We start from the raw sequence: 24,431 nt of genomic DNA, 5'->3' as shown, positions 1-24,431 counted from the left end.
CAGCTGCTACAGATATCAAGCACAGGGCGGTGGGGCATCCCGTCCTTTTCGCGTCAGCGGGACGGAGTCCTTGAAGCTCGCACTCTCTCGCTTTAGCGGCGCGGAGCGCTTTGCGTCAGCATGAGTGCGGGAGTTATGTCACTTGTGCAACCGTTTATCGCTGGCTGAGCCGAGCAGACCTCACGACAACAAAAGTCAAGACCCGCAAGCGAAAGACAGACTTGGCTGCCCTGCAGCAAGACGTAGACCAGTGCCCAGAAGCTCGACTAAAGGATGGAGCCCAGCGCCAGAGCAATACCCATTAACTGCAGCATTGACAATATCCGACAATATCCAAACAACAAAAAGGCCCCCTTTCGAGGGCTTTTTTGAGGATACTGTTGCGCCGTTTTACCGTGGTTTTCGACCTGGAAAATCCAGTATAGGATACCGGGGATGATTGTCGATAGTTTCCAAATCAAGTTTGGCCTACTGCTCTCACATCCACTTCCCATCCTAATTGTCGAAGGGTATAGATCGCAAAAACATAACGGCAGTCACCAACGCCGCAGAATCCTCTCCCAATCATACCCCATTTTTGGGGTGTGCCCGTCAAGTGCTCACCAAGGGCTAGGATAAAAGACAGCTTGACGGGTTGCTGGCCATGCTTGGTTCCTGGTTAGACAACATCTACGGCGCTTGGTTTCTGCCGGAGCGCACCTTTCGGGCGTTGCGGGAACAGCCTGTTCTCTGGCAAGCCTTTGGGGTGGTGGGGCTGCTCAACGTCCTGGATGCGATTCGCCGCTCTGGGGTAAGCCTGCCGAGCATGGTGCTGGCGGTGCTGATGGGATCCCTGGGCTGGGTGGGTTTGGCGGCTTTGTTGCAATTGCTGGCCTTTTGTTTGGGTCGGGCTGTCCCTTCCTTTTCAGCGCTGCTGTGCTTGACGGGGTTTGCCGGTTTGCCGTGGCTGCTGCTGGGGCCTGCTCAATCGTTGGGTGGGGTGGTGGGATCCCTGCTGGGCCTTGCAGCGCTGCTGTGGTTTGTGGTTTGGCAGGTGCGGGCAGTAGCTGTAGCGCTGGATTTGGAGTGGTGGCGGCTGCTGGGCCTGATCCCATTGGCTTTCCTGGGGGGGATCTTGGCCCTGAGCTGGCTGACCAGCAGCGTCGTTGCTTTGGCTTCCTTGGGCTAAAGCTTATAGTTGTTTCAGGTTAAGGTGAAACGCCTAGGCTACTGATCGCGCCAGCGGGACGGAGTCCTTGAAAAGCCTTCCGGTTCTGCGTATTGTTGCTCCGCAACGCTATTGCTATGCCTACGGCACCCTGACGGGAACCGCAACGCTATTGCTCCGCAACGCTGACACGACGACGCGAAGACGCGACTAACGTTCTAGGTGTGGGTGCAGTGTCCTGGTTGGAATTGAAATGATTGTAATTCTCGTTGAATCCCGGCGTGTGGCCAGGGATGCTTCCCTGGAATTAGCGGGGCACTCGCTGCAGATGCGGCTTTTCCTCCGGCAGAATAGCGCCTTCTACGGGGCAAACCTGTAAACAGATGCCACAGTCGATGCAGGTGGAAAACTCAATCCAAAAGTAGTCGGTGCCTTTGGCATTTTTGGTATCGCCGGGGTGGATGCAGGCAACAGGGCAAGCCTCTACACAGTCGGCCACACCTTCACAGATATCGGTGACAATTGTATGCGGCATGGATCCCTCCCAATGATTGCTCTAAGTCAAATTCTAAGTGCAGTTGCCACAAGGTCAGCCTTGACGTCGCCTGCGCTTCCTATGCTTTTGACTTTTTGATTAGAATGCGCGATATTTGCCCGAAGCTGCCTGAAAAAGATGGGGCTTATATCCCAGTCCTGGGGTTCATTTTAGGCCAAAATTGCTCCCCAACGAAGAATTTTCCGGATTGTCGCTTTTTCTGACTTTGTCTGGGGCCTCTCAGCACAGCGCCAACATGTGGGAGGTCAGAGACAGTCGGCAAACCGGCTCCCGCCGCCTCGAGAGTTCTTTCTTGCCAAAAATGCCAAGGGACATACTCTGCTGTGACCTGGGTTTTAACCGAAAGATAGGATGATTTGGCATAAAACAGGGGCTAAATCTCTCTGGGATCCCGCTCTTGAGACTGCCACCAACGGCTGAGGGGCCAGTACAAAGCAGGTGCCCAGAGGCTACTTAAAATAGCAGACGTGAGGGCATTGCGTTGATGGTTCCACCAGATGCTCTCCAGAGAACGGGGGCCATCGCCACCAATGTTGCCGAAAAACCGAAGGGAGTTCTCCAATCCATCCAGCAAGGTTTGCGTTCCTGCTGGATCCAGGTCATCGGATCCCTGCGAGGCCACGAGCCACATCCATTGCAGTGCCATCAAGGTTTCGGCGATCACCACCATACCAAAAACGATCAAGGCCACCGAGATAAAGTCTTCTTGCATGTAGCGTTGTTTTTGCAACTTGGCGGTGAGGATCCCAACTACAGCCAGCCCCAGCGCATGGGTAGGACAAGGGCTGGTCAGCGCATCTTGCAGAAAACCCAGGGTGACCCCGGCAACAGCCCCCTGCCAAGCTTTGCGCCGCACACTCCAGCACACCACCCAGATCAAGGGCCAATCTGGGGTTAAGCCTGCTAGCTCCAAGCCCGGCCCTCGCCACCAAGGGGCCACTGCTGCCAGCAATCCCGACAGGACAGTCACCAGCCAGTTAAGGTGAGACTTAAGCTTAGGAATCAGAGGGTTGAGCATAGCGGTAGATCAAGAGCTTAGGAATCAGAGGGTTGAGCATAGCGGTAGATCAAGGCCCATTCCAAGAGACCCAGCGGCGCCGACAGTTCGACAGTGGCTTGAGGGGCAGGGCTGGCATCCAAGTTGACCGCTCGAACCGTTCCCACCACAACCCCGGCTGGGTAAAAGCTGCTCAGGCCCGAGGTCACCACCACATCCCCCACCTCTACTTTGGGGGCCTTGTCGAAAAAATCCAAAATGGCACTCTGGGTGCCCGTACCCCTCAGGATGCCCATGTGTCGGCTGCGACTCAGCATTACCCCGACACGGCTGGTGGGATCGCTGATCAGGAGCACTCGGCTGGTGTTGGGCGTGACCGACTCGACTCGCCCGATCAACCCGCCCGGCGCCATGACTACATCTCCCACCCTGACTCCATGCCGGCTGCCGCGGCTGAGGGTGAGCTGTTGCCACCAGTGATCGGCACTGCGACCCACCACGGCTGCTGGGATCCCCGCTTGGGGCATTTGCTCGGTAAATTGCAGCAGTCGCTTCAGCTCGCGGTTTTGGTACTGCAACTCGGCTACCAGGGCTTGCAGCTCACGGTTAGCGGCCTGGCTGAGCACCGCAGCGGGATCCACAGGCGGACGGGCTGGAGCAGTGATCCAACTGTACAATTCCACCAATAGGGATCCCTGGGTTTGGCGCAAGCCCAGCGCTGCCCCCATCGCCAAAGCAGACAGGAGTAACCCCAAGCCGTAGCGCCTCCACCATTGGCGTAGCCGATTCAAGCAATACCTCTCCGACCCACTCGACTCACACCTCAAATCAGGAAATCAGGGAGAGGGAGAAGCGCCTCTAGCCCTTGAAGCTGCCGCTCAACACTCGACCCAAGGTTTTGAAATCCTCCAAAACTCGCCCTGTACCGAGCACCACACAACTGAGGGGATCCGGGGCAATGTGAACCAAGATCCCGGTTTCATGGCTGATCAGGGCATCTAGACCCTTGAGCAAGGCTCCTCCCCCGGCCAGCATGATGCCTCGGTCGATAATGTCGGCAGCCAATTCCGGTGGAGTGCGCTCCAGGGTGCGCTTAATGGCTTCCACAATCACCGAGAGGGGCTCGGCCATGCTCTCGCGAATTTCGGTGCTCTTCACCGTGACGGTACGGGGTAAACCCGAGAGCAGGTGTAACCCGCGCACCTCCATGGTCAGTTCCTCTTGAATCGGGTAGGCGGAGCCAATCCGAATCTTGATCTCTTCAGCGGTGCGCTCCCCGATGGTGAGGTTGTGAACCTTTTTCATGTACTGGGCGATGGCCTCGCTCAGCTCATCTCCCGCTACCCGCACGGACTCGCTCAGCACGATCCCCTGCAAACTGAGGACGGCTACCTCAGTGGTGCCGCCGCCAATGTCGATGATCATGTTCCCGGTGGGCTCTTGCACCGGCAGCCCGGCCCCAATGGCTGCTGCCACCGGCTCATCCACCAAATACACCTCCCGCGACCCGGCCTGGAGAGCGGCTTCCATCACAGCCCGTCGCTCCACCCCGGTCACACCGCTGGGGATCCCAATCACAATGCGGGGAGCAATCAGGTACCGGCCCTCGTGTACGCGGTGGATGAAGTGTTTTAGCATCATCTCCGCCGTGTCGAAATCGGCAATCACCCCATCTCGCAGAGGACGCACCGCTACAATGTTGCCGGGGGTACGGCCCAACATTTTTTTGGCATCTTCCCCCACAGCCAGGGGTTGCTTGGTGTTTTGGTCGATGGCGACCACAGAGGGCTCTTGCAGGACAATGCCTCGCCCGGCCACGTAGACCAGCGTGTTGGCAGTGCCCAAATCAATGCCCATATCACGGGAAAATCGGCTGAATAACCCCACGGTAAGTCGCTCCAGTCTTGATTTGGGAAGAAGCAGCAAGCTTTGGTACCTACTATAGTCTAGTTCTGCAAGAGAATCTCCCCCGAAGAGTGGGAATCTGCTCCAGAGAAACCGGCTATGGCTGTATCCCAGCCAGCTGTGGAAGATCGAATTCGCCGCTAAGGTGCAATCCTGTTGTGATTCGGGATCCCTCGTGCCTAAGGTTGCCATTGCTCCAGCCGGCTATCCGGCCATCGCCCCCTATTCTCCCGGCGTGAAGGTGGGCAAAATACCCTCTACATCTCGGGCACATTGGCCCTGGATCCGGAGGGCAAGACGGTGGATCCGACATCGCCACCCAGACTCGCGTGGTGTTGGAGCTGAGTGACATCCTCCCGACGCTCACCCTGCGGGTACAGCGCGGGGCTTCTCGGCAGTTTAGCTAAGATAGACCAACCCGGTCTTTTGGCGGTTGCGATGCAGCTCTCTGGTGCCTTGGTTAGCGTGGCTACCCTGGACTTGCCTCGTCTACAACGCTTCTATCGGGATCTCTTGGGGATCCCTCCCCAAGTCCAGCTCCCGACAGAGGGGGATCCGGTGTACGTGGAGTTTCGTCTGCCGGGGTTGCGGCTGGGCCTTTATCGCAGCCGTCATCTCGATTGTGGTGCCCAAACCGAAGCGGTGAGCCTCTGCCTACAGGTGCAGGATTTACAGGGATCCCTGACAACACTGGAGGGGTTGGCGGAAGCTTATCAGATCTCCATTTCCCCTCTGCGACAAGCCTTTCACGGACAGGAGGTGGATTTTCGGGATCCCGATGGCAACCGGATTGTACTGCACCAGCCTTCTGCTGCTTTTGGGGAAGCGACAGCCTGGGATCCCCAGGGTTAGATCCGCCAAAGGTAGATGGTGTAGGTGTTGATGACATCCGATACGGTGGTGGTGGCGGTGGGGGGCCAATCCCCCATGTCGAAGGAGTGGGTGACCAGACGAGCGCCGGGCCGAAGCTGGGAGCGCAACTTGTCTCGGATCAGCAGGTGGGAGCTGGGCAGCAAATAACAACTCACCACCGTCGCCGGGGTTAAGTCCAGAGTGAGCAGATCCTGCTGGAGAAAGGTGACTCGATCCTGAACTTGGGCTTCTTGGGCCCGCTGTTGGGCTTCCAGGATGCGCTCCGGGTCGATATCCACCCCCACGCCCCGCGTGCCAAAGCGCTGTGCCGCCCGGATGAGAATGCGGCCATCCCCACAGCCCAAGTCGTACAGAGTATCCTCGCTCCCCACCTGGGCCAAATCCAGCATGGCATCCACAACCAAGGGCAAGGTGCGCACATAGGGGGCTAAGCGGATTCCCTCTGGACTTTGCCGGTTGGACTGGCGTTGGAAGAAGGGATCCCTGACCACCGAGTTCTGACCGAGCTTAGGCTTGAAACCGCGGGGTGCCAAGGGTCGATCCCGAGAAGAGCGGTTTTTTCTATTCATCAAATACTCTCGTCCATGTTTCCATCAGTCTATCAATCTGTTGCGGTACAGAGCCCTCGCTGTTCTACAGGGTGGAAAGCCACCGCCAGTTGCGTCGGTTCCAGCGTCTCGAAAAATATTCTGATTCAACAACTTAAAAAATATCTTGATTCAACAACTTGGCCAGACGTTCCAGCCCCTTTTTGACTTGGCGGGAAACGGTAACGGCGCTGATCCCCAGCCGCTCTGCCGTTTCTTTTTGGGTGAGGTCGTAGAAGAAGACAAATTCCAAAATCTTGCGGGTGCGTTCCTCCAGCTTGGCCAAGGCATGCTGTAGGCGAATGCGGTCTTCTTCGGCCAGTTGAAAACTGCGGTAGCGCTGATCCGGAACGACCTCCCCCAAAGCGACGCTGTCTTCCTCGGTTTGAATCGGGGCATCCAGGCTGAGCAAAAGGCTGTTTTGTTGAGCCAGTTCCAGCTCTCGCCATTCCTGCTCCGTCAGTTGTAGGGCTTCTCTCACCTCGGCCTCAGAGGGAGAACGGCCCAACTCTTGCCGCAGACGGGCAATCACCTTCTTGGCTTGTCGTTGCAGAGTTGTCCAGCGGCGTGGGATCCGCATGGTGGGGCTCTTGTCTCGCAGGTAATGTTGAATTTCTCCGCGAATGTAGGGCATGGCAAAGGAGCTGAAAGCCAGCCCACGGGTAATATCAAACCGTTCGATGGCCTGAATCAAACCCAAGCAGCCAACTTGGACCAGGTCATCGTACCCCTCATTGCACTGGTTGCGCCAGTGATGGGCTTCTTTGCGCACCAAGCCCATGTTTATTTCCACCAGTCGATTGCGCAGGGCCGGATCCCGATTCTGGTGGTACAGCCGCAACAGTTCGGCGGTTCGGGCTTTAACATCCTCATGAGATGCCATAGATCCACATGCGGCTGGGAATCCGGTCTTGGCCAAAGGCAATGGAGTGGAGGCCGCCGGTCGCCTCGGTGAGACGGAGTTCTTGGGAGAGATCAGGCGAGGGGCCGTTATCATAGAGAACCACTTTACCGATTTGCCGAAAATAACTGTAGAACCAGCACTTAAGGAACTGGAAAACCATTCAAAGGCTGAGGATCCCACGCATAATCAACACCTATCCAGTCCAAATAGACGCTTTTGCCCAGCCGAACCGACCTGGCATGCGCAAGCTATAGGGCTACAGAGATGGTGTCAGAAGCACGACTGGACACTGTTGAGATCCGCCAAAAGCTAGAACGTTCTTAGTTTGACCAGGTTTCTGGGCCCAAGCAACAGCATCTCCACGGAAAATCGGCGGGTTTCCTCGGCAAAAGAGCGCAATTTCCCTGTCAGGCCCGATTGAATTGCCCGATTTCTGTTGCTGGCGTGCTCTCATGGACTGGTTCATGATTTGGGATTGGCCGTGAGATCGCCTGCGCATTCTGATCCCCCCTCTCCCAGAGAGAGAAGGGCTGGGATGTTTTTGGGGTCTCAATGCAGCACTTGACCCACTGCGGTCGTCTGAGCGCTCTACCCACAGCTTGTGGGGAAGTCGCGCCTGTGGAGATTTCTCTGACAGGTTGGTAGCCAAGACTACCGTTAGTGATGACTTGTGACGCAGGTCGCTTTGACGTTGAGCAAAGGTTAGCGTTGCCTAGCCCTGTGTAAGCCTTTCAGAGCGGTTCTTGAGGGGTTCCGTGCCGGCGAGAGCTACCAAAAACGACGCAAAACTCGGCTCCTCGCGAATGGGGTGGAAATAGGGTTCAGAGGAGAGCAAGGGGCGGTAGCGTTCCGGCTCCAGGCGTAGGGCTTGCTCCAAAGCTTGTAGGGCCTGAGGCACTTGGCCTTCCCAGGCGTAGCAGCAGGCTTTGGCGTAGTGAGCCTCGGCATTGCTGGGATCCATCTGCAGGGCCCGATCAAAACTCTGGATGGCCAGCTCGTAGAGGTTCAAGTCCATCAGCACCAGGCCGCGCTGCACCCAGATCTGAGGGCGTTTGGGATCCTGCGCCAGGGCACGGTCATAGCTGTTGAGGGCCTCCATCGGGTTGCCGAGGCGGTGGTGGGCAAGGGCATGGCCGGCCCAGAGAGAGGCCGATTCGGAGCCCAGTTGCAGGGCTCGTTCGTAGCTGGCCAGAGCATCGACGTAGCGCTCTAGGTGAAACAGAGCCAGGCCCCGACTCTGCCAAACTTGGGCATTGACGGGGTTGATGGCGAGGGCTTTCTCGTAGCTGATTAGGGATCCCTGCCACCGTCCCAGAGAGGCTAAGGTTAGCCCGTGCAGGTACCACGTTTCCGGGCTGTCGGGGCTGAGGGCAAGGGCCCGTTCGTAGGCACGTAGGGCTTCTTCGTAGCGGCCCAATTGCCGCAGCGTGTTGGCCTGGTTAAAGCGGGCCTCAAAAAAATCCGGTTTCAGCCGCAGAGCCCGCTCATAGCTGGCCAGAGCTTCTTGATGGCGACCGAGATCGTCCAGCAGAGAACCACGGTTGTTCCAGGCTTCGGGGAAGTCCGGCTTCAGCTCCAGGGCGCGGTCGTAGCTGGCCAGGGCAGCTTGGGCTTGCCCCAGGTGGTCGAGGGTGGTGGCGCGGTTGTACCAGGCAATGGGATCCTGCGGCTGATCTCCCACCGCCTGCTCGAAGGGCTGTAGTTGAGCCGCCTGTTCCGCCGAAAGGGCAGATGGGTCAACCGCCGGGGCCGGCGAAACGGCTGTAGATTCTGGAGAGGCAGCACGCTTCTGCCGCCGCAGCCACCAGGCCCAACCCCCGGCCAAAAGCAACAGGCTCGCCCCCAGCACCAGCACGCCCACGTCGGTCGGGGCAATCACAAACGGCATGACCCACTTCCTCTTTTCTGCGCGCCTCTACATCATCACCAAAAACGGCAGGGGATCGCTGGGCCCTGCCGGCGAGATCAGCTCAATGCGCTTTTCGCCAGGGTAGGTGCTGGGATCGATCTCAAAGGTAACCGTCAGCGCCTCGGCGTTGGCCTGCACCGGTTCCTTAGAGCGTCCCAAGGGATCCCCAAAGCTGACTCGGATCCCTTTACCCGCCGGGCTGACTCGGATTTCCGTCACCTGATCCAGATGGGATCCCTCTAGGGTACAGACGATTACATCCCCGACAAAGGCCTCCAGAGGCCAGCCCCGCCGCACCACCGGTTTGGACATGGTTGTCGCTCCCACAGGCTTCTGCATCTCAGTTTAATTTTTCATTTTCCCCTCCCTGCTCCAGCCCAAAACGGCTTTGGTGGCAGAGAGGCTCTCCCCCCTTGGGCCGGATCTCCTGCCACCCCTGTAGAGAAGAGGGAGTTGGGGAAAGGGCAACGGCAGGCGCTCGCAGCAACACCTGGCGGTCTGGGCCCACGCTCACCAAGCGGGGCATCTCTCCAAGGCTATCGGCCACCGCAAACAGCACCCGCTCTCGCGCCTGGGGATCCCAGCCCAGCAGCTGCGCATACCCCAGCGCCGGCGGCGGATCCCAGATTTGCACCGGTGGGATCCCTGTCGAGCCGGTGGGCAAAGGCCAGACCACCGCCCGATCCCAGCTCAAATCGGTCTGGAACCAGCCTTCGTACTCCCGCGCCAGCAAAGTGTTCCCCTGCCAGGCTAGAGGCAGGATCATGGCAAAATCCAATGCCTCAACGGGGTCGTACACCGACCCTGAGGCTTGATAGATAACCTGCAAGGCCCGAGTACGGGTGTTCTCGGCAAACAACACACTGGTCAACCGACCAGCCTGAGGCGTGGCCACCAAATCTAGCCGTGTGTACACCTGCCACTGGGGATCCGGCGCCGGCAAGGGATCGCTGCGCAACAGGCCAACCAATGTGCATTGCCGCTGCCGGGCTTGCTCCTGCAAGTCGTACACCCATTCCCAAGGGATGGGCAAAGTAGGGGGAGAGGAGACTCCAGGGGCAGCCGGCGCCATGTCCCTCGCCCAGGCAGCGCTCCCCTCCGCCCAGCCGATCCAAACAGCCACAAGGGCTCTCCCCAGTTGCCACAGCCAGTTTTGCCTGAGCCGGCCCCCCATCTGCCTCACCTTCCGTCGTGACATACTCCCGCACTCATGCTGATGCAAAGCGCTCCGCGCCGCTAACGCGAAAAGGACGTTTCCTGCGCTTGAGGACTACGTCCCGCTGACGCGAAAAGAACGGGATGCCCCACCGCCCTGTACTTGATGTTGATGGCCGCATGGTGGTCGCGTCCTAGTTCTAGCCCACAATGGGAACAAGAATGCCACCTGTCTTGAACCGCCTTCGGTACTCTTTGACCGCACCGAGAGCAGTTTTGACTGCTGCCGTTGGGATTCACTGCAATCGCCCTCAGCCCAGCTCTTTCAGCCTTGACTGCCAGAATTCGCAGAAATTGTCCCCAACCAGCATCATAGGCAGATTTTGCTAGCTTCGTCCTCGCAATACCTTTGATATTCAGGGCTTCGTACCCAATATGTTTGCCCTTGCTTACCAGCCAGTTCGCTGTTTTGTCATGAAAATCTTTGCGCTGAGATAGTGGTTAGTGGATAGTCACTATTCACTATCCACTGGTCACTATCCACTAGGTCGTGTTGATCTTATGTTAGGATAGAGAGAGTAATTTATAGAGGAAAGAGGATGAAGTTGGTTTTTTTAGATGAAAACAAATGGCAGAAGATATTAGCTTTTTTACAGACAGAAGAGAGAGTTAACATTGGGAAAGAAGCAAACTGCAAACAGTTTATTGAAGCAGTTCTTTGGATAGCCCGTTCCGGTGCTCCTTGGCGCTACCTCCCAGAAGGATATGGCAAATGGTACACCATCTATCAAAGATTTCACCGGTGGAGTCGTGTTGGAGTGTGGGAACGGATGTTCAAGTATTTTATTGACGACCCTGATTTAGAGCATCTCATTATTGATTAAACCATGGTTCGAGCGCACTCCTGTGCTGCCGGAAAAAAGGGGAGCAAGCTTTGGGGAGAAGCCGAGGCGGATACAGCACCAAGATTCATGTGAGTGTAGATGGGTTGGGAAATCCGCTGGAATTGAGAATAACTGGCGGAGAAAAGAGCGATATTACTCAAGGGGAAGAATTGATAGAGGGCTGGCAGAGAAAGGATACCAAAGTAATTGGGGATAAAGGATATGATGCGGATAAGTTGATTAAGAAGATAGGGGAAGCTCAAGCGGTTATTCCGCCTAAAAGGAATAGAAAGACGCAGCGGCATTATGACAAGCATCTGTATCAAGAGAGGCATTTAATCGAATGCTTTTTTCATAAGTTAAAGCAGTACCGGCATCTATTTTCTCGTTTTGACAAATTGGCCAGGAACTTCTTGAGTTTTCTCTATCTCGTCAGTGCTCTCTTTTGGCTCAAATGAAAGATCAACACAACCTAGTCACTAGCCATAGGCGGTTTGACCCCTTCTTCTCGCGAGACAAGGCTCGCTGCAACCTCTTGAGCCTGAGCTCTGCCTTGCGATAGTACTGGGGAACTGGAACAGACTCCCCCGCATCGGTCACCAAAAAGGAGTCCAGTCCCACGTCGATCCCTGTAGTGTTTTCCAGCGTTGCAGACTCAGGAGTAAACTCAGGGACGGACGAATCTTGCAGGCTCAAGGTCACATACCACCCGTCTGCCTTGCGGCTGATGGTAGCGGTCTTAATCACAAAGCCCTCAGGCAAAGGACGGTGCTGAATTATCCGAACAGCACCGATTTTGGGCAGATGGATAAACTGCCCGCAAATGCAGTCCTGTTGCATCGGGGGGAAACTGAAGGAGCGATACCGCCCAACTCCCTTGAATCTGGGTTTCCCTGCCCGCTTGCCGTTACAGTCGCCCTTCAGCCAGCGGTCGAATGCTTTGTGCACTCGCTCTATGCAGTTCTGGAGGACTTGCGAATGGACTGCTCTGTACTCCGGAAACAGGGCTTTCGTGCTCACCAAGTCCCGTTTCTGGGAGTAGAAATCGGGCTTGTCTTTCAGCTCAGGCAAGTGACAGATTAAGGGACAAGCATTGATGTCACAGCGATTGTGTTCCCACCACGCAAAGCGCTCTGCCAAGCGGTAGTTGTACTGCTTGCGTAACAAGTCTAGCCATTGGTCCATCAGAGCAACTTGGCTAGAAGTAGGGCGTAAGCGATATTGATAGGCAGTTCTCATGATGAGTTTATAAAAGTTCTCATGATGAGCGTATAAAATCCTGCTACGCCGGTCATAGCACCAGTAAGGACAAAGCATCGTGTCCTTGCCTCTCATCCCGACCCTCACCCTGGATAGTGGTGAGTGGATAGTGACTAGCCACTAGTCACTAACGGAGGGCGGGGCTTCCCGGCGGTCTAGCTAAAACCAAACCGAAAATGGAAGAAGTTTACTTACCAGAGGAGACCCTTTGCGCTTGGCTGTGGGAAGACCTGGGGCACGGCGACCTCACCACAGAGCTGACCCTACCCCCAGGACTGGAGGGTGAGGCGGTAATCCTGGCCAAGGAGACAGGGATCCTGGCCGGCCTGGAGATTGCCAAGCGGGTTTTTCGGCTGGCGGATCCCCAGGTGGAGTTCATCCCTGGAGTGGAGGAAGGGGCCAGGGTGGCTGTCCGTCAAGAGGTGGCCCACCTCAAGGGATCCCTGAAGGGCATTCTGGCGGGGGAGAGGCTGGCGCTCAATCTTCTCCAAAGGCTGTCCGGCATTGCCACCCTCACCCGCACCTATGTAGAGGCTCTCCGGGGAACCTCAACCCAGCTTCTGGACACCCGCAAGACCACTCCCGGCCTGCGCGCCCTGGAGAAGTATGCTGTACGGGTAGGGGGCGGCAAAAACCACCGCTTTGGGCTGTTCGACGGCATTTTGATCAAGGAAAACCACATCATTGCCACGCAACGCTGTTGCGACCGCGGCGCGGGAGGCGTTTTGGCAGCCGTCAAGCGGGCCAAGGAAGGTGCTCCCCACCACCTCAAGGTGGAGGTGGAGGTGCGGGATCTCCAGGAACTGGAAGAGGCTTTGGCAGCAGGAGCCGATCTCATCCTTCTGGACAACTTCACCCTGGAAGAAACCCAGGCCGCCGTCCAACGGGTGGGAGGGAGAGTTCCCCTGGAGGCCAGCGGCAACATGACCCCAGAACGGGCCAGGCAAGTGGCCGAGGCAGGCGTGAATTACGTCAGCGTCGGGGCGCTCACCCACTCGGCCAAGGCTTTGGATCTCTCTTTGCTGGTGGTGTGACCCTGAGCCAAGTCCTCGCTGGACACTGCTTTATTGCTACGCAACGCTGTTGCGACTGATGCTACTTTGAGAAGACAACCTAAGCCCAGCTCCAGCTCAACTGGGCGCCGCGAAAGGCTTCGCCGGGCATCTGGGTTGGGGGTTGCTTCTCTTGCCGGCTCAGATACCCCCCAAAGCAGAGTCGACCAACTCCAGGAGATGGGCTTTCCGTTATTGCTGCGCGCTGCTCCTGCAAACGCATTAGCGGGACAAAGTCCTCAGATCATGTCCAGCCTCCAGAGGAACAAAACCGTTATTGCTACGCAACGCTGTCGCGACAAGAAGTCGAAAATGAAGGGAGAAACCCCATTGCTACACAACACTGCCACAATCGTCCAGGAGATTGCCCGGCTCAAACAGGAAAGGCAGGCAGTTATCCTCGCGCATTCGTATCAGCTCCCCGAAGTTCAAGAGGTGGCGGACTTTGTGGGAGACTCCTTAGGACTGGCTCGGGAGGCTCAAAAGACGAGCGCCCAGGTGATTGTCTTTGCGGGCGTGCATTTTATGGCGGAGACGGCTGCCATCCTTAACCCGGAAAAGACGGTGCTGCTGCCGGATCTGGAGGCGGGCTGTTCCTTGGCCGATAGCATTCGCCCGCAAGATGTGCTGCGGTGGAAGGCAGCCTGCCCTGAGGGCCTGGTGGTGGCCTACGTCAACACCGCTGCCGAGATCAAGGCTCTGGCAGATGTCTGCGTAACCAGCGCCAACGCAGTTCAAGTGGTGGCCAGCCTGCCCCCGGATCGCCCCATCTTCTTCGTGCCGGATATGTTTCTGGGAGCCCACGTTGCTCAAGTAACCGGAAGGGAGCTGGATCTCTTTCCAGGAGAGTGCCACGTGCATGTTGGCATCCGGGAAGAGCACCTCAAGGCGATGGTGGAAGAGCACCCTGGAGCAGAGTTCCTCATTCACCCGGAGTGCAGTTGCGGCTCTAGCTGTCTCTTCCTCAAACCGGATGCCAAGCTGCTCTCCACCGAGGGCATGGTGCGCTACGCCAAAGCTTCAGAAAGCCGCGAGTTTGTGGTGGCCACCGAGGTGGGCATTCTTCACCGGCTCAAGAAAGAAGCTCCAGACAAAACGTTCATCCCTGTCAAGGCAGAAGCCGTCTGCGAGTACATGAAGAAGATTACCTTGGAAAAGATTTACCGCTCCCTGCAGGAGATGCGCTACGTGATCCAGGTGCCCCAGGAGGTGGCTGAGAAGGCTCGCCGTTCCATCCTGGCCATGCTGGCAGTGCCCGCCGGAGCCTAGAGGTGGAGGGGAAGAACGGGGCGCCGCCCTTGTTAGAAACAGACCTGTTGATCCTGGGAGCAGGGGTGGCGGGGGTGTACGCAGCCCTGTGGGCCGAAGCCCAGGGGGCGACAACTCTGGTGGTAAGCAAGGATCCCCTTCCCTCTGGCTCTACCCCTTGGGCGCAGGGTGGGGTGGCTTTTCCTGTGGATGAGGCGGACGTAGAAGCCCATATCCAAGACACCTTGCAAGCGGGCCGCGGCCTGGTGGAAGAAAAGGTGGCTCGCTCCATTGTGGAGGAAGCACCCTTGCACCTGGAGAGACTTTTGCGCTGGGGCCTTCCTTTCCATCCCCAACCTGTCCGGGAAGGGGGCCACTCCCAAGCGCGGGTACGCCATCTGGGGGGGGATCGGAGCGGACTGTGGCTTCTGAGAGGTTTGCTGGCTCGCCTCAACAGGCTGCCTTTGCAGGGCTACACAGCCCTAAGCCTTTTGCTGGCGGGGGACAGGGTAGGGGGGGCCTTGCTGCTTGGCCCTGAAGGGCCGGTGGAGGTGAGGGCCGGGGCAGTTCTCCTGGCTACGGGAGGATTTGGCAGCCTTTTCCCCGTCTCGACAGCTCCCCCGGGGGCCACCGGCGACGGAATGGTGCTGGCCTGGCGGGCAGGGGCCACTCTCAGGGATCTGGAGTTTGTGCAATTTCACCCCACGGCCTTGCCCAATGGAGCGCTGGTGAGCGAGGCAGTAAGAGGAGAAGGGGCTGTTCTCCTCAACGCCTTGGGGGAGCGTTTTATGCCTCGCTATGCGGAGCTGGGAGAGCTGGCGCCGCGGGATGTGGTAGCTCGGGCCGTTTTCTGGGAGCGGCAGCAGACAGGGGGAACCTACCTGGATCTGCGGGTCGTCGAACATCTGGAGGAGCGCTTTCCCACCGTTGTTGCCTCTGCCCGCGCCTTGGGGCTGGATCCCACGAAGGATCTGCTCCCAGTTGTTCCCGCGGCTCACTACGTGATGGGTGGGATCCGAACGGACACTTTCGGCTTCACCGGCCTGCCGGGCCTTTATGCTGCTGGGGAGGTGGCTTCCACGGGTCTGCACGGAGCCAATCGCTTGGCTTCCAACAGCCTTTTGGAAGGGCTGGTCATGGGCAAGCGGGCCGCCTTGGCTGCCTTGCAAGATTTGGGAGAGGTGAGCTTTCCCCGACAGCTGCAGAGGCTACCCGTTCTGGCGACGTCTCCCGACATCCTGCCGGCTCTCAGGCATCGAGTTGGGGAAGCTTTGGGCGTTGTGCGGGAGGGAACACGGCTGCGGGCTTTTCTGACCTTTGTCAAGGCACTTCCCCTGCAGGAAAAGCCTTGGGCCACCCGGGAAGAGGCCGAGGCAGGCAGTCTGCTTTTGCTGACCCGTCTGGTAGCTCAGGGGGCGCTGCTGCGGGAGGAAAGCCGCGGGGCCCATTTCCGCGAGGATTTTCCTCAGGAAGGGGAGCCTTTCCATACGGAGGTGCGCGGTTCAACTTTTTTCCGGAGACCTCTTGATGCTACGCATTGCTAACGGCAACAGGCATTCCACTCATGGTGAAAGACGCCCGGCCTGTCGATGCGCTCAAAGGTGTGGGCCCCGAAGAAGTCCCGCTGGGCTTGGGTGAGGTTCTGGGGCAGGTTGGCGGTACGGTAGCTGTCGTAGTAGGCCAAAGAAGCGCTGATGGCCGGGATCGGGATCCCCAGGGCAGCCGCCGTGGACACCACCCGCCGCCAGGATCCCTGCCGCTCCCGGATGGCCTGCTCGAATTCCTCATCCAACAGCAGGTTCACCAGCTCTGGATCCCGTTTGTAGGCCGACTGGATCTCGCCCAGGAAGCGGGCGCGGATGATACAGCCCCCCTTCCAAATCCGCGGAATCTCACTGAAGGTGTAGACGTAGCCGTGGGCAACGGTGGCTCTTTTGAGCAGGGCCATCCCCTGCGCATAGGAGCAGATTTTGGAGCAGTAGAGGGCGGCGCGCAGATCTTGGATAAAGCAGTCGGGATCCCCTGCAAAAGTTGCGTCGGGCCCCTTCAACTGGGCAGAGGCAGCCACCCGTTCCTCTTTCATCGACGAGAGGATGCGAGCTTGCACCGCCGCTTCAATGGTGGGCACTGGTACCCCCAGATCTAGAGCGTCCTTGACTGTCCACAAACCGGTGCCTTTTTGCCCAGCCTTATCCAGAATGAGATCCACCAACGGCTTGCCGGTTTCCGGATCCAGGGTTTGGAAAATCTTGGCGGTAATTTCAATTAGGAAAGATTCCAGCTCTGTTTCATTCCAAGCCTGAAAAATCTCCTGCATCTGCGAGGCCGACAGCTTCAAAGCCCTGCGCATTAGGTCGTAGACCTCGGCGATCAGCTGCATATCGCCGTATTCGATGCCGTTGTGTACCATCTTCACGTAGTGCCCGCCCCCTTTGGGCCCCAGGTAGGTGACACAGGGGCCGTCTGGCACTTGAGCGGCAATTTTGGCCAAGATTGGCTCCAGTTGTTGGTAGGCCTCTGGGCTGCAGCCGGGCATGAGGCTGGGGCCGTTCAGGGCTCCCTCTTCCCCGCCGCTCACTCCCATGCCGACAAAGTGGATCCCGGTGGGGGCGAGGGCTTCGGCACGGCGATCGGTGTCGGTGTAGAGGGAGTTGCCGCCGTCGATGATGATATCCCCCGGATCCAGCAGGGGTTTAAGCTCGTCAATCACCGCGTCTACCGGCGCACCCGCCTTGACCATGATCAAGAATTTGCGGGGCCGCTCCATCAGTTGCACCAATTCCGGCAGGCTGGCGGCGGGGGGGATCCGTTTGCCTTGGGCTCGCTCCCGCATGAACTGGTCGGTTTTGGAGCTGGTGCGGTTGTAGACGGCAACCGGGAAGCCATTGCGCTCGACGTTGAGGGCCAGGTTCTCCCCCATCACCGCTAGGCCAATCACCGCAAAGCTGGGCTTGCTCATGGTTGGGGCACTATCGACACCTCACCCAATCTAGAGGCCAATCTGACCGACGGGGCTCAGGGATCCTGTTTTCTTCACCTTTGCCGGCCCTGATTCAAGGGCAGCCCAAACTCTCACGGGTGGTTACGCCGGTTATCGGGTGGGATCCCTCAGCTCGCTCACACAACTGCCGCTTTGCCGCCCGATCCACATAGGCTTCGCTGAAATCGGCGCCGGCAATCTGCGCTCCTTGCCAAACCGCCCGTGCGGCAATGGCTCCCGTGAGCTTGGCCCCTCTGAGATCGGCTCCTGCCAAATTGGCCAGATCCAAAAGGCTATTGCTCAAATCGGCACCGGATAGGTTGGCCCCCGCCAGATTGGCCTTGGTGAATGCCGCCCCCGAAAGGTTGGCCCCGTGCAGATCGGCGCCCTGCAGGTTGGCGCTGACAAAGCTGCTGCCCCGCCAATCTTGGCCGGATAGATCTTGACCTTGCAGATCGGCGTTGTTGAAGTTGAGACGGGCTTGGCTGCCCGCTATGGAGCCCCAGAGGAGCCAAAGCAGCAGAGTGGCCGCCAGCAGCATGCCCAGCTTCCCGAAGTCGCGCCAGCAAGTCGAGGCGTTGGATTTTGGGGCCATCGAGGATCCCTAGATTCTCTACCCCCATTCTTGCCGATTTTCCCCTTGCCCACTGAGAACTGGGATCATTGCGTTGCAGCAGAGACAGCCGTTATCCGCCGTAGGTTACATTCCGCTCGGTGGTGCGAAATTGCAGGATCGTCAGCCCCACCACAATGAGAAACAGGACGATGGATTGCGCGGCAGCCCTACCCAAATTGCCTGAAGACACTCCGATTTTGTAGATCTCGTAGATCAACACCGAGGTGGATCCGGAAGGGCCCCCAGCAGTCAGCAAGTCAATGGTGCCAAAGATATCGAAAAACGCATAGGTCATGTTGGTAATCACCAAAAAGAAGGTGATGGGAGAAAGCAGCGGTAGGGTGATGGCAAAAAAGCGACGCACTGCACCGGCCCCGTCGATGGCAGCCGCTTCCAGCAAATCCTTGGGCAGGTTTTGCAGGCCGGCAAGGTAAAACAAAATGTTGTAGCCCATCTGCTTCCAAACGCTAGCAAAGATCACCACCCAGGGGGCCAAGTTGGGATCGCTGAGCCAGTTTAAAGGGGGGATCCCCACCAGGCCCAGCAAATGGTTGGCCACCCCTCCCAAGGGGTTGAACATGATAAAGAAGATGATCCCGGCCACCGCCGGAGAGATGGCGTAGGGCCAGATCAGCAACACCCGATAAATCGCCGCCCCCCGAATCGGCTGATAGGCCAGCGTGGCAATCAACAGGGATCCGCTCAACCCCAGCACCACGATGGCCGCCGAAATGGCAAAGGTAATCCCCAGGCTGCGCAGATAGGTGGAATCCGTCAGCAAAGCGGTAAAGTTATCCACACAGACGAAGCGGCTGCGCGGCGCCCCCACAAACGTGAGCAGGGTGGAAAGGCGGAAGGTATCCAGCCCTGGGTAGTAGAGAAACACCACCAAGATCGTGAAGGTGGGCAACAAGAGCAGCCACGCCAGCCACCACTGCTTAAAGATGCCCCTCTCCTGAACAGCTGGGCCGGGGATCCCCAGGCGGCGCTCCTGCTCCTTCTGCGTCCACGCCAACAGCGGCCAGAGGGGAATGGCCATGCCCGCCAGCACCAGCCCCACGCCAAAGGCCATGTCGATGGCCTTGCGCTCCGGCTCAAAAGTGCAAAAATCCAGGGGCGCCATAAAAATCAGGGATCCCAGCCCTCCTGCTAGGCCCCCCAGCACTGCCCCCACCGGCACAGGCCACTCGATGCGTCGAAAACGGAGCCCCATCCAGAGGGATCCCAGCAACCCCGCCAACAGGGGCAGCAGCACTTGGATGAATCCCAACATCGCCTCTCACCTCGGCTTTGCTCTTCACAAGAGCCTTATCAAAGCCCGGAAAGGGGCAGGCCGCCGCCCACCCCCATCCCTCAATAACACCCCTGGCCCATCGACACTGAGGCTACTGGTAAAGGGAGTTGTACTCGGCCAGAAGGCGGTTGGCCTCCTCGTTGGCCTTGGCCATGGCCTGGGCCGGATCCCCGCCTTTAAGCATCAGATCTTCCATGGTTTGGGTTACCACGTTGCGAATTTCGGGGAAAGCCCCCAGCAGCGCCCCCCGAGTGGCAGGGGTCACCTTGGAATTGTTGATTTGGTCGATGGCGGTGAAGAAGTTGGGGTTTTCCTTGAACCAGCCCTTCGACTCCAGCAAGGCTACCGAGCTTTTCCGAATGGGCAAGTAGCCGGTCACTTGGTGCCACTCGGCAGCATTTTCGGTGTTATTGAGCCACAGCATGAAGGTCAGCGCCCCCTCTTCCACCTCCTTGGGCAGATCCTTCACCAGCCAGAGGCTGGCTCCCCCGATCAAGTTCCCCGTCCAACCCTTGTCGGCGTTGTAGGGCATGCGGGTGGTGACCAGCTCGATGTTGTTTTGCTTGGCAGCGTTGGTGATGTTGGCGACATCGGCGCTGCTGGTGATGGCCATGGCGACGGTACCGGTCTGGATGGCCTGCTCGGTGGCTGCCCAATCCCGCTGCTTGCCGCTGTAGATGTAGTAGCCTTTGTCATACATCCCTTTCCACCAGGTGGCGATGGCAATTGACGGCTCCGAGTCCAAAAAGACCTGGGTGGCACGGGCGGCACGGCCATTGTCGTTGTTGGCCAAGAGGGCATTCTGCTGGGCCATCCACTGCTCGTAGAACCAGCCGTGATTGGGCCAGGTCACACAGCCCTGGGGAGCGTCGGGGAGGGCCATGATCTTTTGACAAGCAGCCTCCAGCTCTTGCCAGGTGGCCGGCGGCTTTTCGATCCCAGCCTCCTTCAAGATGGCCGTGTTGGAGTAGAGAATGGGGCTGGAGCTGTTCCAGGGCATGGAGGTAAATTTGCCATCCAGGGTGTAGTAGCTCACCACCGGCTCGATAAAATCGTCGAAATTCACTGGGATCCCGTTCACTTCGGTGCGATTGCCCAGAGCCTCGGCAATGGACTTGAAGTAACCAAAATCCCGTGCCCGTTGGGTGCCCACCTCAAACCATTGCACCACCGAAGGAGCAGCATTTTGTTGAATGGCCAGGTCGGTGGCTTGCTGAATTTCTTCGTAGTTGCCGTAGCCTTCGACCGTAACTTTGTATTGAGGAAATTGTTTGTTGAACTCTGCCGCTTTTTCGCGGGCCCAATCCAGGCGGTTGTCGGTAAAGGCAATCCAAACCTTGACTTCGGCAGGAGACTGAGCAAAGCTGTCGGCAGCCAGAAGAGCAGCAGCAGACGCAGCCACCAGGCCAGCCGCAACAGCCAGGAAAGTACGACGGGTATTCATAGAAAAATGCAGTCGCATTCGCTAAAGGCACCTCTGAGATTACAGCACCGACATTAAGAGCAGGTTATGTCTGGCGGGATCCCTCTAGGAAGTGAACCTTCAGGCCAAAGTCAGAGTCAGACAGGGTAAAGGCTGAGCCTGGGTTATGATCGACAACCTCTCTAGGGGTCTGGAAAAATGAGAATGAAGATGAAAACCGCAAGCTTTTGCCTGTTATTGGTTACTGCCCTCCTGATGGCGCTTGCTCCCTTTGCGCAGGCTCGCCCCCGTCAACGCACTGCCACAGCCACCACGCCAACGGCTGGATCCCTGACCCCGAGCGGTGAGCGCACCTTCACTCACTCCGGCACCTACACTCGCACCGGGCCAAGTGGCAGATCGGGTAGTGGCACCTATTCCGGCCAGGGATCCCGGCAATTCATTCCCGGTCAGGGGGTGGAAGGAGACTATTCCGGCCAAGTCACTACCCAACAAGGTCAGACCTGGAACCTGAACCATCAGCACACCACTACTCACACACATGAGGGTTGGCAACGGCAGGGCAGCACCACCCTGCAAAACGCCGAGGGCAAGACGGTGGGCAGCAGCTCGAGCCTTATCGAGGGCCAAGCGGGGCAAGGCTGGCAGCACAGCGGCCAATTCAACAATGCTCGCGGCCAAACCTACACCACCGAGTCGAGCAGCACACCGACCGGGCCAGGACACTGGCAGCGGGAAACTCGCGTCTTCAATGCCCAAGGGGATCTGCTTGGTGGCACCCAGTCCTCTGTGCAGTACCGATTTGTGCCAGGACAAGGCTAGGTGAAAACAGTAGAAGGCAAGACTCTAAAGGGTCAACCCATCCGCCGCACCACCACGATCGGCCCCAACCTGTGAAGAAGAATCTGAAGGGCACTTTAAGGGATCCCTTAGGATTTTGTGGGAGGAAGCGGGCGGACGGAATCGAACCGACAACAGCAGTTTGGAAGACTGCGGTTTTACCATTAAACTACGCCCGCACAGGCATTCACTGATGCCGGAAGCCTATGATAGCACCTCTCCCCAGTCAAGGTCTGGAGAGAAATCCATTTCCATCAGCGAGACGGGCTTCTTGGGTGGGCTGCGCTTACTTGCGGCGGAGATCTTTATGGCGTTTCCTTTGCCATTGGCGAAACTCTTTCTCGTAGCGTTCACCCTCCGTTTGGTAGGCGTTCCAGCCCTTGAGGGCAACGGTCAAGCCCCACCCCATGAGTATAAACAGCGACCAAGATAGCCCTCCACCGGAGAGCCAGTCTAAGCCCAGCAAAAAGCTGTTGACAATTCCATAGCGGCCCAGCAGTTGGTAAAACTGCCGACGGCGGTAGCGCTGGAATTCTCGGTGTTGGCTGTTCAGCTCTTGCCAGGCCTTCCATTCCTGCTCGGCCAAGTCCAGCTCTTGGGGGGAGATCCCCAGTTCGGCAGCCATCTCCTGCAGTTGGGAGCGGGTGAACTCGCCCAGGCGTGGCTGGCGGGCAATGGCCCGCTGGAGGATCTGCTGCACGTCCTCTTGGCTGTACCGGGATCCCGACATTTGGCTGACTTACATATAACTTCGTAAACTTTATATCTCTTAGTTTGGGCTAGCTGGATCTTGCGCCTTATGAAGCTCCCTCCGCCGCGGGATCCCAACCGTTAGACTAAACCTAGACTGCGAGCCTCCTTCTCTGGGGTTAAGTGTCCCTGTACTGCCTGTGATCTGTGCTTGCCAGTAGGGTTATGGCCTCCACCCGCTCTAGATCTTACCTTCGCCAGAGTCGTACCTCCCTATTGAGCGATCTGCTGCAGGCTTTGCCGCACCTGCGCCCACAACTGTATTTCAAATCCTCTTTGGTTGCCCTCAGCCACGCCATTGAGGATCAGGTGCTGCAAGGGCAGGGATCCCCGTGGGTATTCGCTAACTTTCAAAAGGAGCGCTACTACCGCCAGGATGCACGGCGCTACCAGCGCATCAGCGCAATGGCCCAAGACGTGTTTGTGTTGGCGACCCCAGAAAAGGATTTTGCTCAGACAGACCTGCCCTACCACACCATTCCCTTGGATCCAGAGGATCCCTTGGTGCAGGAGTGGCACTTGATCGTCATCGATGCCCACTATGCCACCTGCCTCGTGTGTCGAGAACGCTTGCAGATGCAGCGGGAGCGTCCTTGGCAAAGCAGCGATATGGATGCAGCTCGCCAATTTGATGGGATCTGGTCATTTGATCGTCAGATTACAGTCCAAGCGGCTTTGGCCCTGTTGCCCAAGATCCTCAGTTACCGACCGGATCTGGAACCTCGCCTTGAGCCCCTTCGCCAGTACCTCAAGGGATCCCCGCAAAACTCCGCCAGCCAACTGAATCCAGGCCCCTTTACCGAGCGGCTGATCACCTATCTCCAGGCAGGGCAATACAAGCTGCAGCGGGCCTACCGCACCATTCGGGCGCAAGAGCGCAAAGAGCATCTGATCAACCGCATCAGCAGTGCCATTCGCCAGTCTTTGGATCCCGGCGAGATTTTGGCAATTGCTGTGCAGGAGCTGGGGCAGGTGGCAGAGGTGGGGCGATGTTTGATCTACCGTTACGATGGCCAGGCCCCTGCTGTTCAGATTGAGCAGGAGTACCGCACCCTAACGATGGGCAGCCTTAAGGGATCCCTGTGGCCTCTTCCCAGCAACCCTTTTTTGCGGGAGGCAGTAGCCTCGGCACAAGCGGTGTGCTGCGAGGATACCCAAAAGGATCCCCGCCTGCAGCGAGTGCCGGAGCTGTGGCAGCCGGCCCAAATTCGGGCTTGGGTGGCCATGCCGATTCTCTATCAAGGGCGGTTGCTGGGCCTATTGGAGCTACACCACGAACACCCTCACCGCTGGCAGCCGGCCACTCTGGAGTTGGCAGAAGCCATTGCCAACCAAGTGGGGGTAGCCCTCTTGCAGGCAGAAGCCTATCAGCACCTAGAAGAGCTCAATCGCCAGTTGGCAGCTCTGGATCAGGCCAAATCAGAGCTGATTGCCGTGACCGGACACGAGCTGCGCACCCCGCTGTCCACCATTCAGGTGTGTTTGGAGTCTTTGGCCAGCGACCCCGACATGCCCCTGGAGATGCGCCAGGAAATGTTGAACACAGCCCTGCAAGATGCCGATCGGCTGCGGGAGTTGGTGCAGGACTTTCTCACCCTCTCCAAGCTGGAAAGTGGTCGCGTTCGCTGGCATATCGAGCCGTTGTCTGCTCAAGAATGTGTGGAGCTGGCCCTGAGCAATGTCAAAGCGCGACGGCGGCACGAAGACTTGCCCACCATCGAGCAGGTGCTGCCCAAACGGCTGCCAATGGTTAGGGCGGATGGGGAGTGGCTGGTGGAGGTGTTGCGTAAGCTGCTGGACAATGCCTGCAAATTTACCCCTTCCACCGGACGGATCTGGATTCGGGCAGAAGTGGAGCCACCAGCCGGTGGATCGACGGGGGCGATGGTGAAGTTCACTGTTGCCGACACCGGGCGCGGCATTGAGCCAGACCGGTTGCAAGCCATCTTCGAGCGGTTTTATCAAGCAGAGGGATCCCTGCGGCGCTCGGTGGGTGGGACGGGCTTGGGGCTAGCCATTTGCCGACTGATCATTGAGGCCATGGGGGGGCG

General features: G+C 58.0%; 25 protein-coding genes, 1 tRNA gene and 1 pseudogene. 9 read left to right on the top strand and 18 right to left on the bottom strand.

All coding sequences use genetic code 11. From position 1 onward, the window contains the following. The first annotated feature begins 110 nt into the window (after positions 1 to 110). Entirely contained in the window at positions 111 to 305 is a 195-nt protein-coding gene (locus NW805_RS11120) for an IS630 transposase-related protein (protein WP_071818172.1), read from the top strand. A 338-nt stretch (positions 306 to 643) separates the two neighbouring features. Continuing rightward, positions 644 to 1,168 (top strand): YIP1 family protein, encoded by a 525-nt coding sequence (locus tag NW805_RS11115; protein ID WP_414422514.1) that lies wholly within the window; start codon positions 644 to 646, stop codon positions 1,166 to 1,168. Positions 1,169 to 1,454: 286 nt separating this feature from the next. Here the strand turns inward: NW805_RS11115 and NW805_RS11110 are convergent, their stop codons facing one another. The 4 genes from NW805_RS11110 to NW805_RS11095 form a co-directional block, all read right to left on the bottom strand. Further along, positions 1,455 to 1,682 (bottom strand): indolepyruvate ferredoxin oxidoreductase subunit alpha, encoded by a 228-nt coding sequence (locus NW805_RS11110; protein WP_011434056.1) that lies wholly within the window; start codon positions 1,680 to 1,682, stop codon positions 1,455 to 1,457. Positions 1,683 to 2,076: 394 nt separating this feature from the next. Beyond that, positions 2,077 to 2,721 carry a rod shape-determining protein MreD gene (mreD, locus tag NW805_RS11105; protein ID WP_414331966.1) on the bottom strand — a complete coding sequence of 215 codons (645 nt, stop codon included), beginning with the start codon at positions 2,719 to 2,721 and terminating at the stop codon, positions 2,077 to 2,079. A 17-nt stretch (positions 2,722 to 2,738) separates the two neighbouring features. Further along, the gene (mreC, locus tag NW805_RS11100; RefSeq protein ID WP_414422513.1) at positions 2,739 to 3,491 is read right to left on the bottom strand and encodes a rod shape-determining protein MreC; all 753 of its coding nucleotides are present in this window, start codon (positions 3,489 to 3,491) and stop codon (positions 2,739 to 2,741) included. A 67-nt stretch (positions 3,492 to 3,558) separates the two neighbouring features. Next, complete coding sequence (locus NW805_RS11095) at positions 3,559 to 4,587, bottom strand: rod shape-determining protein (protein WP_414419661.1); 1,029 nt, start codon at positions 4,585 to 4,587, stop codon at positions 3,559 to 3,561. 456 nt (positions 4,588 to 5,043) lie between these two features. Between NW805_RS11095 and NW805_RS11090 the strand changes: the two genes are divergently transcribed. After that, positions 5,044 to 5,457 carry a VOC family protein gene (locus NW805_RS11090; protein ID WP_414422512.1) on the top strand — a complete coding sequence of 138 codons (414 nt, stop codon included), beginning with the start codon at positions 5,044 to 5,046 and terminating at the stop codon, positions 5,455 to 5,457. On the opposite strand, the gene NW805_RS11085 is transcribed toward NW805_RS11090, so the two are convergent. The 7 genes from NW805_RS11085 to NW805_RS11055 all read right to left on the bottom strand — a co-directional run bounded on the left by NW805_RS11085 (position 5,454) and on the right by NW805_RS11055 (position 10,468). Continuing rightward, positions 5,454 to 6,047: an SAM-dependent methyltransferase gene (locus NW805_RS11085; RefSeq protein WP_414373469.1), complete on the bottom strand. Its 594-nt coding sequence runs from the start codon at positions 6,045 to 6,047 to the stop codon at positions 5,454 to 5,456. The two genes, NW805_RS11090 and NW805_RS11085, sit on opposite strands and share 4 nt — an antisense overlap. 133 nt (positions 6,048 to 6,180) lie before the next feature. Further along, positions 6,181 to 6,948, bottom strand: a complete 768-nt coding sequence (locus tag NW805_RS11080) for an RNA polymerase sigma factor SigF (RefSeq protein WP_414356291.1) — start codon at positions 6,946 to 6,948, stop codon at positions 6,181 to 6,183. After that, a complete protein-coding gene (locus tag NW805_RS11075; RefSeq protein WP_414400424.1) occupies positions 6,935 to 7,072 on the bottom strand; it encodes a hypothetical protein in 138 nt (45 codons plus the stop codon). Before NW805_RS11075 ends, NW805_RS11080 begins: the two co-directional genes overlap by 14 nt. A 609-nt stretch (positions 7,073 to 7,681) precedes the next feature. Further along, entirely contained in the window at positions 7,682 to 8,857 is a 1,176-nt protein-coding gene (locus NW805_RS11070) for a tetratricopeptide repeat protein (protein WP_414422511.1), read from the bottom strand. A gap of 27 nt (positions 8,858 to 8,884) precedes the next feature. Beyond that, positions 8,885 to 9,190 (bottom strand): hypothetical protein, encoded by a 306-nt coding sequence (locus NW805_RS11065; RefSeq protein ID WP_011434047.1) that lies wholly within the window; start codon positions 9,188 to 9,190, stop codon positions 8,885 to 8,887. A gap of 28 nt (positions 9,191 to 9,218) precedes the next feature. Continuing rightward, entirely contained in the window at positions 9,219 to 10,076 is an 858-nt protein-coding gene (locus NW805_RS11060; protein ID WP_414422510.1) for a hypothetical protein, read from the bottom strand. A 38-nt stretch (positions 10,077 to 10,114) separates the two neighbouring features. After that, on the bottom strand, positions 10,115 to 10,468 hold the full coding sequence (locus tag NW805_RS11055; RefSeq protein ID WP_414422531.1) for an RNA-guided endonuclease InsQ/TnpB family protein: 354 nt from the start codon (positions 10,466 to 10,468) through the stop codon (positions 10,115 to 10,117). 164 nt (positions 10,469 to 10,632) lie between these two features. Between NW805_RS11055 and NW805_RS11050 the strand changes: the two are divergent. Further along, positions 10,633 to 11,375: pseudogene (locus NW805_RS11050) on the top strand (IS5-like element ISSoc13 family transposase). A gap of 4 nt (positions 11,376 to 11,379) precedes the next feature. Here the strand turns inward: NW805_RS11050 and NW805_RS11045 are convergent. Continuing rightward, complete coding sequence (locus NW805_RS11045) at positions 11,380 to 12,156, bottom strand: RNA-guided endonuclease InsQ/TnpB family protein (RefSeq protein ID WP_414422509.1); 777 nt, start codon at positions 12,154 to 12,156, stop codon at positions 11,380 to 11,382. A 197-nt stretch (positions 12,157 to 12,353) separates the two neighbouring features. Here NW805_RS11045 and nadC point away from each other — a divergent pair, with 197 nt between their 5' ends. From nadC to NW805_RS11030, 3 genes are all read left to right on the top strand, one after another. Then, a complete protein-coding gene (nadC, locus tag NW805_RS11040; RefSeq protein ID WP_011434043.1) occupies positions 12,354 to 13,211 on the top strand; it encodes a carboxylating nicotinate-nucleotide diphosphorylase in 858 nt (285 codons plus the stop codon). Positions 13,212 to 13,409: 198 nt separating this feature from the next. After that, on the top strand, positions 13,410 to 14,498 hold the full coding sequence (gene nadA / locus NW805_RS11035; protein WP_414383838.1) for a quinolinate synthase NadA: 1,089 nt from the start codon (positions 13,410 to 13,412) through the stop codon (positions 14,496 to 14,498). Positions 14,499 to 14,527: 29 nt separating this feature from the next. Further along, complete coding sequence (locus NW805_RS11030; protein WP_414422508.1) at positions 14,528 to 16,021, top strand: L-aspartate oxidase; 1,494 nt, start codon at positions 14,528 to 14,530, stop codon at positions 16,019 to 16,021. Here NW805_RS11030 and gndA read toward each other — a convergent pair. The 4 genes from gndA to NW805_RS11010 form a co-directional block, all read right to left on the bottom strand. Next, positions 16,018 to 17,436 carry an NADP-dependent phosphogluconate dehydrogenase gene (gndA, locus tag NW805_RS11025; protein WP_414422507.1) on the bottom strand — a complete coding sequence of 473 codons (1,419 nt, stop codon included), beginning with the start codon at positions 17,434 to 17,436 and terminating at the stop codon, positions 16,018 to 16,020. The two genes, NW805_RS11030 and gndA, sit on opposite strands and share 4 nt — an antisense overlap. Before the next feature lie 94 nt (positions 17,437 to 17,530). Further along, positions 17,531 to 18,052: a pentapeptide repeat-containing protein gene (locus tag NW805_RS11020; protein WP_414329417.1), complete on the bottom strand. Its 522-nt coding sequence runs from the start codon at positions 18,050 to 18,052 to the stop codon at positions 17,531 to 17,533. A 91-nt stretch (positions 18,053 to 18,143) separates the two neighbouring features. Continuing rightward, entirely contained in the window at positions 18,144 to 19,346 is a 1,203-nt protein-coding gene (locus NW805_RS11015; RefSeq protein ID WP_414422506.1) for a carbohydrate ABC transporter permease, read from the bottom strand. Positions 19,347 to 19,458: 112 nt separating this feature from the next. Then, complete coding sequence (locus tag NW805_RS11010; protein WP_414422505.1) at positions 19,459 to 20,811, bottom strand: ABC transporter substrate-binding protein; 1,353 nt, start codon at positions 20,809 to 20,811, stop codon at positions 19,459 to 19,461. A gap of 234 nt (positions 20,812 to 21,045) precedes the next feature. Here NW805_RS11010 and NW805_RS11005 point away from each other — a divergent pair, with 234 nt between their 5' ends. After that, positions 21,046 to 21,612 (top strand): hypothetical protein, encoded by a 567-nt coding sequence (locus NW805_RS11005; RefSeq protein ID WP_414422504.1) that lies wholly within the window; start codon positions 21,046 to 21,048, stop codon positions 21,610 to 21,612. 126 nt (positions 21,613 to 21,738) lie between these two features. Here the strand turns inward: NW805_RS11005 and NW805_RS11000 are convergent. Together NW805_RS11000 and NW805_RS10995 are read right to left on the bottom strand one after the other, a co-directional pair. Continuing rightward, positions 21,739 to 21,809, bottom strand: a tRNA-Gly gene (locus tag NW805_RS11000). A 107-nt stretch (positions 21,810 to 21,916) separates the two neighbouring features. Continuing rightward, complete coding sequence (locus tag NW805_RS10995) at positions 21,917 to 22,360, bottom strand: 2TM domain-containing protein (RefSeq protein WP_414422503.1); 444 nt, start codon at positions 22,358 to 22,360, stop codon at positions 21,917 to 21,919. Between the two features lie 185 nt (positions 22,361 to 22,545). Between NW805_RS10995 and NW805_RS10990 the strand changes: the two genes are divergently transcribed. After that, positions 22,546 to 24,431 (top strand): DICT sensory domain-containing protein (locus NW805_RS10990; RefSeq protein WP_414422502.1); only part of this gene is annotated, 1,886 nt, incomplete at its 3' end.

It is taken from the genome of Synechococcus sp. W60.1 (assembly GCF_047461575.1).
Taxonomy (GTDB): domain Bacteria; phylum Cyanobacteriota; class Cyanobacteriia; order Thermostichales; family Thermostichaceae; genus Thermostichus.
The sequence above is the reverse complement of the archived record's forward strand: the minus strand, read 5'-3'. Positions and strand labels throughout refer to the sequence as shown.